Raw genomic sequence first — 11,399 nt, 5'->3', positions numbered from 1 at the left:
CTAATCATTCTCCTTCATCGTTAAAAATTGATCAACTGCTTTTAAATAGGGAATACGCGGCGCAATTGAAGGGATGATTTCAATCCCATTCGTTTCAATATAGGCCAGTGTCATTGATTTTTTCCCCGTTTCTTTTTGCAGGTGCCATTGAGAAATTAAGCACTTGCTATCGAGAAAAAAGCAGCGTTGTAGACTAGAAAACCATAAAAGAACGAAACATAAACCCGCTTGTTCCAAACAGTCTTCCATATGCTTGATTTGGTGTGGATGAAAATTTTTAAAGGGAAATGACGTTTTGTTTTGAGTCTCTTTCGCTTCAAAGTCGATATATTGCCCTTGATAAACCCCATTGTAATCAGTGGTGGATGCCTCACGGAAATAGGCTTCTTTGATTACGGCGGCGCTTCTTCTTGGATAATCTACTTTTACGATTTGAATTGGTGTCGGTTTCTTATGAATGACAGCAAGTTTCCGATTCAAATAATAAAGGTTGCTTTCATTGATCGCTTCTTCAAAACGCATCCCACGATTGGCATACGTTTTTGGCTTTATTAGTTTCTCTTGCATTTTTTGTTTTTTGCCGTCATCATAGGTAGTAGATTGTCCATTCGGGTAACGAATAACCATGTTGTTCACACTCCTAGGCAACATTATACCAAAAAGTCGTTTGGAAAGAAAAGAGATGACCAGAGAAACAATGAAAACCTTATACTTTACTGGCTATCGTAATTATGAATTAGGTGTCTTTCAAGCAAAAGATCCCAAGATTGCAGTTATTAAGAAAGTAATAATGTCGACTTTGACCAATTATGTCGAAGAAGGGCTAGAATGGCTCTTGATCAGCGGGAATCTTGGAGCGGAGCTGTGGTGTGCCGAAGCCGTTGAACAATTAAAACAAACATACCCAGAACTGAAACTAGGAATTATTTTTCCTTTTGAAGGGTTTGGTGAAAATTGGAACGAAACAAATCAGCAGGCACTGCAAACGGCGAAGTCATTTGCCGATTATGTCAATGCCACCAGCCATAAGCCTTACCAAGACCCCAGTCAATTAAGAAATCACACGGCATTTTTACTGGAGCATACCGAAGGCGCACTTGTGTTATATGATGACGAATTTCCAGGAAAACCTAATTATTTCTTAAGAGATGCCAAAGCTTATAGTGAGCAAAATCCCTACTTTATTCATCAAATAACAATGGATGACCTACAAAACGCAACATTTGATAGTAATTTACTTTGATTTTCGTATATTTTTTGATAGAATGGTCTAGAAAGTGAAAACCATTTGGAATAAACAATGAGGTGTAAATAATGGCAAATTTAATTTATAGTCCAAAAGATATTCTGCAACAAGAATTCAAAACAAAAATGCGCGGGTATGATCCAGTTGAAGTGGACGAGTTTTTAGATAATATCATTAAAGACTACGAAAGCTACAATAAAGAGATCTTAGCCCTGCAAGAAGAAAATGACCGTCTGACAGCGAAAATCGATCAATTGTCGAAAAACCAAGCGATCGCATCTCGTGTTCAACAAGAAGCGCCGAAAAGCCAAACCGTTACAAACTTTGATATTTTGAAACGTTTGTCTAATCTTGAAAAAGAAGTGTTTGGCAAAAAGCTTGATCGTGAATCAGAACCTGTCACTCGTTCTTCTTCCTACAACAGCAACTATACAAATGCTGATTTTGAAGATGACAACGAAAAAACCCGTCAATTCTAATCTAATGTAGAAAAGATAGTTGTGGTTTTCGGGTAATTGCGGCATAACTCGATTATGCTGAGGAAAGTCCATGCTCGCACAAGCTGAGATGCTTGTAGTGTTCGTGCCTAGCGAAACCATAAGCTAGGGTACTTGAGAAAGTAACGGCAGGAAAAATGGCTAAGGTGTAAGCTATGCCAAAGTATCCTTGAAAGTGCCACAGTGACGAAGCAAGGCGGGAAACCGTCTTGGTGGAACGCGGTAAACCCCTCGAGCGAGCAACCCAAACAATGGTAGGGGCACTTTTTGCACGGAAATGAACGGAGCAAGAAGGCAAGTAATTGCAGATAGATAATTACCCAGTGTTTTCTTCTCCCTGAGGAAAATACGGACAAAACATGGCTTATAGAAAATCACAACCTATCAGGGAATCCTTCCAGCAACGGAAGGTTTTTTTATACCAAGAAGGAGAGCGTTATGACTGAAAAAACATTTAATTGTATTGCCACCGCTGCGAGCGGTTTAGAAGCACTAGTGGGCAAAGAATTACGGGATTTAGGGATCGAATGTGAGGTTGAAAACGGCCGAGCGCGCTTTAAAGGGACAATGGAGACCATTGCTACCGCGAACTTGTGGCTCCGTACAGCGGACCGTATCAAAATTGTCGTCGGGGAATTTGACGTATTGACTTTCGATCAGCTGTTTGAGGAAGTTAAAGCGTTACCGTGGGAAGACTTTTTACCTTTAGATGCTGAATTTCCAGTAGCTGGAAAATCAATCAAATCAAAATTGTATAGTGTACCTGATTGTCAAGCGATTACCAAAAAAGCAATCGTCAATCGCTTAAGAGAAGTATACCATCGTCCAGCAAGTGTGCCGCTGACTGAAACGGGCGCTTTTTTCCAATTAGAAGTCGCTTTATTGAAAGACCATGCGATGATCACATTGGATACGACTGGCCCTAGTTTGTTTAAACGTGGCTATCGTTTAGAAAAAGGAGGCGCGCCGCTGAAAGAAAACATGGCTGCGGCTTTAGTGATGCTGACAAATTGGTACAAAGACAAGCCGTTTGTCGATCCCGTTTGTGGATCAGGCACGTTGTGCATTGAAGCAGCGTTGATCGGTCACAATATCGCCCCTGGCTTTAATCGGGAATTTGTTTGCGAAACGTGGGATTGGTTCCCAGCAGAAGTATTTGGAAAAGTACGGAAAGAAGCAGATGAAGCTGCAGATTATGATGTCGAATTAGATATTACCGGTTCGGATATCAATGGTCGAATGATTGAGATCGCCCGCAGAAATGCGGAAGAAATCGGTCTAGGAGACTCGATCACCTTCAAACAACAAGCCGTTAAAGACTTTAAAACAGAAAAAGAGTATGGTGTCGTTGTGGCTAACCCTCCTTATGGCGAACGCTTAGGAGAAGAAGCGTCCGTTCAGCGACTGTATCAGGAAATGGGCCAAGTGTTTCGGCCGCTTAAAACCTGGAGCAAGTACTTTTTGACCAGTGACTTGACTTTTGAGACCCATTACGGCGAAAAAGCGACAAAAAAACGCAAATTATACAACGGTGCGATTCGTACCGATCTCTTCCAATACTGGGGACAACGTCCGCCACGCAAAAAGGAGTCTGCTGAATGAAAGAACAAGAATTTCTGAAAGAATTAAAAGAAATCGATCTATTACAACAAGCAATGGGGATCTTAGGCTGGGATAATCAAACAGGGATGCCAGAAAAAGCCAGTGATTACCGTGCGGAAGTTGACAGCTATTTATATGGTCTATACTTTGATAAAAAAGTGGGGGAACCAATCCAAGAAGCCATCAGCTATTTCGGGAAACACCCAGATGAATTATCAGAAGTAGGGAAAGCTGCGTATCAATTAGTCAAAGAAGAATATGAATTGCAAAAAGATGTACCCAATGAGTTGGCGATGGCGGCTTCCGCAGCTACGTCAAAAGCACATACTGCTTGGCTCAAAGCCCGTAAAGAAAAAGATTTTTCTTTATTTAAAGACGCTCTTTCTGAAAACATTCGCTTGACAAAAGAATTGATTCCTTATTGGAAGAAAAATGAGCTGACGAACTATGACGTGTTATTAAACCAATACGAACCGAATATGACGGTTGAGATTTTGGATAACGTATTCTCACAAGTGAGAGACGGTATCATGGATATTCGTCGTCAATTGGCTGAAAAAGGAACAGCGCCAGATACTTCGATCCTTTCACGTAAGATGACCGAAGCGCAACAACGTAAATTTATCTCAAAAGTGATCGCCGACTTAGGCTATGACTTTTCTCGCGGCCGTTTGGATAATACGGTCCACCCATTTGCTACGGGGATCAATCACAATGATGTACGGTTGACCACACGCTGGAGCGAAACTGACTTCTCGATGGGACTGTTCGGTGTGATTCATGAAGCTGGTCACGGGATGTACGAGCAAAACATCGATGAGAAGTACGAAGGCACGCCTGTTCATGAAGGGGCGTCCATGGGAATCCACGAATCCCAATCGCTGTTTAATGAAATCATTATCGGCAGCAACCGCAATTTCTGGGCAAAGCAATACCCATTTTTCCAAGAATGTGCGGAAGGCACGTTTGATGATGTGTCTTTTGACACTTTCTATGACTCCTTGAAGCATTCAAAAGCTAGCTTGATCCGTATTGAAGCCGATAGTCTGACATATGTCATCCATATCATTATTCGTTACGAGATCGAAAAAATGATCTTTAATGAAACCGTATCGATCGATGAACTGCCAAAAATCTGGAATGACAAATACGAGGAATATTTAGGGATTCGTCCAGAAAATGATCTGGAAGGGATCTTACAAGACGTTCATTGGTCTGGTTCAAGCTTCGGGTATTTCCCATCCTATGCTCTAGGATATATGTATGCAGCACAATTACTCCACGCCATGGAAAAAGAAATCAATGTCGATGAAGTGTTGGCTTCGGATGATTATTCACCGATTCGTAAATGGCTGACTGAAAATATTCATCAATATGGCGCATCCAAGAAACCAAATGAATTGATTTTAGATGCAACGGATGAATTATTGAATCCTCAATATCTATTAGACTATTTACGCAAGATCTATTTTAGTGTCTATAAAATCAGCGAGACGCAAGTTTTCGCTTAAAAGTAACGAGTGGAAAGAAGCTTCGCAAGACGTTGCCGCCCAATTTATTTCATGGGGTGCTCGTCTTGTTGAACTTCTTTTCCTTTTGTATCAATCACCATCGAAAAAAGAAGGCTAGCTGCTTTCATATCGAAAGAAGGAAAAAAATGAAGGAAGAAAACAATGTTGCCGATCTTAGCAAAGTAATTACTTATGCCGAAAGTATTCTGGGGAATGATTACACAGGACATGGATTTGATCATGTCAAACGAGTGGCTGGGTTAAGTCAAGCCATCATTGATGCCGACGAATTGGCAGTTGATCGTTTTGTCGTACAGGCGGCAGCCTATCTCCATGATACGGTGGATGACAAAGTTGTGGCGGATGTCACAGCGGCGTCTAACGAAGTGCGAGCTTGTTTGACCACAGCGGGAGCCAGTGAAGCACAAACGAAAGAAATTTTTTCTATTATCGAGAATCTGTCATTTTCAAAAGAACTTTTGCAAGGCGCGCAAATTGTCTCAGTAGAAGGCCGCGTCGTTCGTGATGCAGATCGTCTCGATGCTTTAGGTGCGATCGGTATTTTACGGACGAGTTATTTTGGTGGCAGTCATCAACACCCGATCCATGTCAGTGACTTAGCCCCAAAGACGTTTCAAAATCACGAGGATTACCGAAAAGGGACGACGGTGATCAATCATTTTTATGAAAAACTATTTTTGCTTCCTGAAAAGATGACCACGGCGTATGGCAAAAAAGAAGCCCAGCGACGCGTGGATTTCATGAAGGATTTTTTAGAAGAATTCTATGCAGAATGGGATGTCTAACTTTGTTTAGAGTTTTTTAAACTAAAATTCGATTATTTCCTTTTTCCTCCTTTGTTCTTTATAATAGTAAGTACAAAGGAGGGATGGAAATGTACTACCAACAGGCATTACAACCGAATGAACTATTGCCAGCGATTTCCAATTCAGGGGAATGCTTTTTTGTCATTCGGGCTGAGCTACCCATCCGGCAATATCAAATCGCAGTCTATCTTTACGACGATCAATTCTTTTTGTTGCAAGATGATCGCTTGTTTGATCAAATCGACCATATCTCTAGTGAAACATTAGGGGATGAGGAAGAGATTTTACCATTTATCGAAGAAGCGCTGGAAGAAAACCATTATTTATTAGTGGAAAAAGCGTTTATTCGTTTAGATTTATCTACTTTACAAAAGATGACCGATCTTACTAGTTTCGATATCTTGTTTTATGAATTTTTTGACTCATGGGGGGAAGAAGGATGAAACGGACTGAATACGTAACGCTACAAGACCAAACATTGATTGACCTATTCCAGCAGTTAGGAGAGGATGTTTCGAATCTCGAGCTGATCGATGAAGAAAAGAATATCGATGTGGTGGTTGTGTCGAATAGTGACTGGCAATATTTATTGGAGCAAGTCAATGATGATGTGAAAGAGTCTTTTGCTGATACCTCAGAGACAGACCTGGATGAAGAATTAGCCGAGGAATAAACCTTTTTTTGGTTGATAAACTGTTTTACTACGAAAGTGGCGGATGGATCTTTAGAAGGGGTTTCGCAATCTAGGCAGCTTACCAAAAAATACGAAGCGATCTCATTTCCCGTCAAGAGGAGCAGGATCAATTCGTATTTCTAGGTAAGTTGTTTTTATTTTGTCCGCAGACGAACGTTTTTGACTTTTAAATAGCCGCGAATCAAGTTGACAATCAGTAAAAGAATGCCCACAATCAATGGAATCGCTAATAAGTAAGGCGAGTAAAGGTGGGTTTCTTGCACGTGTTCAAGAGATGTTTTCTCCACTTCATTGATGGCTTGTTGAATGACTTGTAAACTAAATCCTGTCAGAAAACCAGCAATGATGAAAAGGACAAAGCCTAAATAGGGAATATCGGAAGACCGGCGAAAAAGAGCAAAAGCTGCATATAAAACCAAAAGGAATGCCGGTACGCCAAAGGCAAAATAGGGATTTAACATGGTTTTTTAACCTCCTTTTCTTTTATGATACTCCAAAATTTACGTTTTGGGAAATAGCGTGTAAGATAAAAAGAAAACGTGAAGGAGTTCTTTATGTCCGCTTATATTACCCCAATAAAGGTTGCCTTGCTGGTTTTTCCTTTCCTAGCATTGGCGATATCAATGATTTTTTTTGTTATCCAATATCGAAAATACGGTCGTTTTATCTTGTCACGCGCACTGGTTCTGTATTCATTTGTCTTCTATTTATTGTGCGCCTATTTCTTAGTTATCCTACCATTGCCCTCGATCGAAGAGGTAGCACAGATGACTGGTCCTAAGATGGAATTGCAGTTAGGGGCATCGTGGCAACATTTTGTCCAACAGACCGTCTTAAACATTCACGATCCGCAAACCTATCTTCCCGCTATGAAGCAGGGGGTCTTTCTTGAGCCACTCTTTAATTTATTGTTGACCTTACCATTTGGGGTCTATTTGCGTTATTACTTCAAATGTTCCTTTTTAAAAACACTCGTTATTACGTTTTGCCTGACGTTGTTTTTTGAATTAACGCAGTTGACGGGCCTGTATTTTATTTATCCTCGTCCGTATCGCTTATTCGATGTCAATGATCTCTTTGTCAATACAGTTGGAGGGCTTGTGGGCTGGACGATCGCCCCGCTTTTTACATTCTTATTGCCATCAAGGGAAGAAATGGATGCCGATTCATACGCCAAAGGCACTCGGGTGACTGTGACACGAAGGGTGTTTGCTTGGTTGATCGACTGGGCAATACTGAATGTGATCAGTTTCCTTGTGGTGATCGCTGTTCGTTTGCTCACTCAACAGACGGTACGGGACTTTAGTGGGGACTATTGGTACTTTGCTCTTGAAGTGTTGCTGTACTTTGTGTTGTTGGCTTACCTTGCCAAAGGACAAACGATTGGAAAAAAACTCGTACGAATCAAAATCATGCAAGAAGGCCGTGAGCGTGTCAGCTTGGGGGCTTTATTGAAACGCTATGGTTTGTTTTATCTGATTTATGCCAGCATCAGTCGGGTCAATATCTTTTTCGCACCGTTTCTTGAGTCCAACAATCTGCTGCTTTTAGTCGTTAGTTTGTTGATGGTAGTTATTTTTGGGTTGATCCAGTTTGGTTTTTACTTGAATCTCTTGTGGGCAGCAATAAAAAAAGAAAGCCGCTTTTTCTATGAACGCCGCAGTGCAACGTATACTATCAGTACGATCGATCCTCAATCGATTACAAAAGAAAGTTAGGAAAACAAGGCAACATATGCTATAATCCAAAGGATGCTAAAAGAAAGAAGGTGTTTGAATGTCTTTTGAGTCATTTAAATTTCAACCATTTATTTATGAAGCACTTGCTGATAAAAAGTTCTCTAAGCCAACAGAAGTGCAAGAAAAACTGATACCTGTTATCCAAAAAGGACGCAGTGTTGTAGGGCAATCACAGACCGGAAGTGGTAAGACCCACTCATTTTTACTGCCGTTGATGGATAAAATCGATGCCGAAAAAGATGAAGTGCAAGTAGTGATCACTGCACCGAGTCGTGAATTAGCCACGCAAATCTATCACGCCGCAAAACAAATCGGCGGATTTCATGATCCTGAAATTCGAGTGTCAAATTTCGTCGGAGGAACGGATAAGCAACGTCAATTAAGCCGTCTGCAAAATCAACAGCCCCATGTCGTGATTGGGACACCTGGTCGTATCTTGGATATGATCAACGAACAAGCGTTAGGGGTTCACACTGCCAATGTATTTGTTGTGGATGAAGCAGACATGACCTTAGATATGGGCTTTTTAGAAGAAGTCGATCAAATTGCGGGGCGTTTGCCTGAGAAACTACAAATGCTGGTTTTCTCCGCAACGATTCCAGAGAAATTGCGCCCATTCTTGAAAAAATACATGGCCAATCCATTGATCGAAGAAATCAAATCGAAAGCAGTCATCTCTGATACGATCGAGAATTGGTTGATTTCTACCAAAGGGAAAAATACCAATAAATTGATCTACCAATTATTGACTACAGGCCATCCCTATCTTGCCATCGTTTTTGCCAACACGAAGAGCCGTGTGGATGAAATTACGGATTACTTAAAGGAACAAGGCTTAAAAGTAGCGAAGATCCACGGCGACATCAGTCCTCGTGAAAGAAAACGGATCATGCGCCAAGTGCAAAATTTGGACTACCAATATGTTGTCGCAACAGATTTAGCTGCGCGAGGAATTGATATTGAAGGGGTTTCTCATGTCATCAATGCTGAGATTCCAGCTGATTTAGACTTCTTTATCCACCGTGTTGGTCGGACCGGTCGAAACCAAATGGATGGGACCGCGATCACTTTATATGATCCAAGCGATGAAGGGGCAATCCAAGCCATCGAAGATCTAGGGGTTGTTTTCCAACCGAAGGAAATCAAAAATGGCGAGATCGTTGCGACTTACGATCGGAATCGTCGGCAAAAGCGGGAAAAATCTCGTGACGAATTAGACCCAACCTTGATTGGCTTAGTCAAGAAAAAGAAGAAAAAAATCAAGCCTGGCTACAAGAAAAAAATTCAATGGGCTGTTGATAAGAAGAACAAAGAAAAACGGAAGATCGAACGTCGTCAAACGACTCGAACGGCCCGTAAAAACAAGAAAAATTCGAATAGCTAATGCTTAGCAAAACAGCAGTCAAGGAAGAGAACTACTCTTCCTTGACTGCTGTTTTTAATTGTTTGGTCATTTCTACACACAATACGCCATCTTCAGCATAGGGTTCAGATGTTTTTTGATACCCACAGGATTCATAAAACGCACAAGCGTCGATCTCTGCGGATAACACTGATTGGAGGGCACCCTCTTGGACACCACGCATTTCGAGATAATGCAATAATTTGGTGCCGTATCCTTGGTGCCGATAGGCCTTAGCTACGCAAAAGCGATCAGGTTGCAGAGTGTTCGGTGAAGAGAATTGATAGCGAATGGTCGCGATCGGGATGCGTCCATCTAACCAAAGAAAGTATGGGCAGGTTTGGTCTTTTTCATCAAATTCCCATTCTATAGGGATGTGCTGTTCTTCCACAAAAACGGCTTGCCGCAGGGCGAAAACCGCTTGTAGCATCCACGGACTGCGTCCAAAATAAAGCATCCGTCGTTTTCCTCCTTTTTCGTGGTATACTCGTTATATAGTAATTGTAGCAGATGAGAGGAGAAATGACGTGGATTTTTTTGAGGCGTTACAATGGTCAAATTGGAAGACACTGTCCTTTGAAATCAAAGAACAGCTGATCCAGCAAATTTTAATGTATTTTGTCAGTCCTTTAAAGGAGATCACCGATGTCCATTTTAGTCAGTTGACGTATGCAGGGTTGAAATGTGCTACCTTTGAATTAACGATCGATGGCGAAGACTTTGTCTTTATACCAGGGAACTCTGAGGCGATCTTAGGTTGGGATCTCGGTGTGCAAGGATTACCAGCTACTTGCTGGAGTAAAAATTGGCAGTCAGCCCCCAACGAGATCATTCGCCAGCTGGAAACAATCTATGAGTTAGAAACCAGCCAGGATTGGGGGATTTTTGTCAATGAGTCTACGAGCCCTTTGCGCAAAGCTGTGATTGATCCTATGCTAGTCCAAAAAAGTTCTCTGCCTGCTGGCGCAAGGTATATCGGGCAGTTAAATACGATCACTGGGGAGTTTCACGGGTTAGTCGATCAATTCAGTGTTTTCGAAAAAGAGCTAAAGGCACAATTCACAGCACCAGCGTCCTTTGAGGAAAGCTTGCGTTGGGAATTACCCGCTTTTTATCACGAAGAGAATCGCTATTTTGCTGCACTCGAGCCGTTATCGGAAACTTATCAGTTATTTACTCACGAATCCGTCAGTCAAACAGAATTGAAACAGCAGTTAGACAAACAAGGCTTTCAGCTGCTATCAGAGGATCAATGGGAATACGTTTGCGGTGCTGCGACTCGGCGACTTTTTCGCTGGGGCAATGAAAAGTCCTGCGACGATGGTGTCTCTTTGTCAACCGCTGAATTGCTTGAACCGAATTTATTTGGCTGCACCTATGGGCTTGCGGATGCTTGGGAGCTGACAGATGGCTTGTCTTTAAAAATGGAGAACTGGCAGATTTGTGGGCATCCTTTATTCGATGCCTTGCCATATGCCAGTTATTACCGTTCACGGAAAATGCTGCAGCCAGATCAAAAGCTTTCTCCCCAGAGCTATCGTTACCGCAAAGCGATTCTGATCAACAAAGAACGGATTTGAGGATTGACTTTTTCGAAACATTTCCTTATACTTTGAATGACGAAGGATATGGTCGGTTTGATGATTCATTACAGAAAGTTTTTCACTGCTGAGAGAAAAACATGAATTCGGACGGATTGCTCCCTTTGGTGCTCAACTGCAGCAGAAATGTTGCCGTCCACTCCGCGTTAACGAGTCTAAGAGGTAATGAGTCACATCATTGCAAGCAAGGTGGTACCGCGTATCGACGTCCTTGCTCTGCAATGGTGTTTTTTTATCGTCAAAATGACTCTACAGGCATAAGAGCGCCTTACCAGCAATT

Annotated in this window: 13 protein-coding genes and 1 other RNA gene; 11 read left to right on the top strand and 3 right to left on the bottom strand. The window is 41.8% G+C overall.

Annotation, left to right across the window (positions count from 1 at the left end; translation table 11 throughout):
• Complete coding sequence (gene recU, locus QN079_RS08340) at positions 1-627, bottom strand: Holliday junction resolvase RecU (RefSeq protein WP_010748391.1); 627 nt, start codon at positions 625-627, stop codon at positions 1-3.
• A gap of 70 nt (positions 628-697) precedes the next feature.
• On the opposite strand from recU, the gene QN079_RS08335 reads away from it, so the two are divergent.
• The 8 genes from QN079_RS08335 to QN079_RS08300 all read left to right on the top strand — a co-directional run bounded on the left by QN079_RS08335 (position 698) and on the right by QN079_RS08300 (position 6,356).
• Positions 698-1,243, top strand: a complete 546-nt coding sequence (locus tag QN079_RS08335) for an SLOG family protein (RefSeq protein WP_005226143.1) — start codon at positions 698-700, stop codon at positions 1,241-1,243.
• 71 nt (positions 1,244-1,314) lie between these two features.
• On the top strand, positions 1,315-1,725 hold the full coding sequence (gene gpsB, locus QN079_RS08330; protein ID WP_005226142.1) for a cell division regulator GpsB: 411 nt from the start codon (positions 1,315-1,317) through the stop codon (positions 1,723-1,725).
• A 24-nt stretch (positions 1,726-1,749) separates the two neighbouring features.
• Positions 1,750-2,115, top strand: an RNA gene (gene rnpB / locus QN079_RS08325) — RNase P RNA component class B.
• A 66-nt stretch (positions 2,116-2,181) separates the two neighbouring features.
• Positions 2,182-3,345 carry a THUMP domain-containing class I SAM-dependent RNA methyltransferase gene (locus tag QN079_RS08320; RefSeq protein ID WP_289229502.1) on the top strand — a complete coding sequence of 388 codons (1,164 nt, stop codon included), beginning with the start codon at positions 2,182-2,184 and terminating at the stop codon, positions 3,343-3,345.
• On the top strand, positions 3,342-4,856 hold the full coding sequence (locus tag QN079_RS08315) for a carboxypeptidase M32 (RefSeq protein WP_289229501.1): 1,515 nt from the start codon (positions 3,342-3,344) through the stop codon (positions 4,854-4,856). Before QN079_RS08320 ends, QN079_RS08315 begins: the two co-directional genes overlap by 4 nt.
• A gap of 146 nt (positions 4,857-5,002) precedes the next feature.
• Positions 5,003-5,662: an HD domain-containing protein gene (locus QN079_RS08310; RefSeq protein WP_289229500.1), complete on the top strand. Its 660-nt coding sequence runs from the start codon at positions 5,003-5,005 to the stop codon at positions 5,660-5,662.
• Between the two features lie 83 nt (positions 5,663-5,745).
• Positions 5,746-6,126, top strand: coding sequence for a hypothetical protein (locus tag QN079_RS08305; protein WP_050979025.1), 381 nt, complete (start codon positions 5,746-5,748; stop codon positions 6,124-6,126).
• Entirely contained in the window at positions 6,123-6,356 is a 234-nt protein-coding gene (locus tag QN079_RS08300; protein ID WP_289229499.1) for a hypothetical protein, read from the top strand. The genes QN079_RS08305 and QN079_RS08300 overlap by 4 nt, the downstream gene beginning before the upstream one ends.
• A 155-nt stretch (positions 6,357-6,511) precedes the next feature.
• Here QN079_RS08300 and QN079_RS08295 read toward each other — a convergent pair whose 3' ends face one another.
• Positions 6,512-6,838: a hypothetical protein gene (locus tag QN079_RS08295; RefSeq protein ID WP_010748384.1), complete on the bottom strand. Its 327-nt coding sequence runs from the start codon at positions 6,836-6,838 to the stop codon at positions 6,512-6,514.
• Positions 6,839-6,931: 93 nt separating this feature from the next.
• Between QN079_RS08295 and QN079_RS08290 the strand changes: the two genes are divergently transcribed.
• Together QN079_RS08290 and QN079_RS08285 are read left to right on the top strand one after the other, a co-directional pair.
• Entirely contained in the window at positions 6,932-8,095 is a 1,164-nt protein-coding gene (locus tag QN079_RS08290; RefSeq protein WP_289229498.1) for a VanZ family protein, read from the top strand.
• 58 nt (positions 8,096-8,153) lie between these two features.
• Complete coding sequence (locus QN079_RS08285; protein ID WP_289229497.1) at positions 8,154-9,500, top strand: DEAD/DEAH box helicase; 1,347 nt, start codon at positions 8,154-8,156, stop codon at positions 9,498-9,500.
• Positions 9,501-9,531: 31 nt separating this feature from the next.
• Here QN079_RS08285 and QN079_RS08280 read toward each other — a convergent pair whose 3' ends face one another.
• Positions 9,532-9,975, bottom strand: a complete 444-nt coding sequence (locus QN079_RS08280; RefSeq protein WP_142965791.1) for a GNAT family N-acetyltransferase — start codon at positions 9,973-9,975, stop codon at positions 9,532-9,534.
• 70 nt (positions 9,976-10,045) lie between these two features.
• On the opposite strand from QN079_RS08280, the gene QN079_RS08275 reads away from it, so the two are divergent.
• Positions 10,046-11,098 carry a DUF7278 family profilin-like fold-containing protein gene (locus QN079_RS08275; RefSeq protein WP_074535777.1) on the top strand — a complete coding sequence of 351 codons (1,053 nt, stop codon included), beginning with the start codon at positions 10,046-10,048 and terminating at the stop codon, positions 11,096-11,098.
• The last annotated feature ends 301 nt before the right edge of the window (positions 11,099-11,399 follow it).

Source organism: Enterococcus sp. FZMF (assembly GCF_030263915.1).
Taxonomy (GTDB): domain Bacteria; phylum Bacillota; class Bacilli; order Lactobacillales; family Enterococcaceae; genus Enterococcus_D; species Enterococcus_D casseliflavus.
The sequence above is the reverse complement of the archived record's forward strand: the minus strand, read 5'-3'. Positions and strand labels throughout refer to the sequence as shown.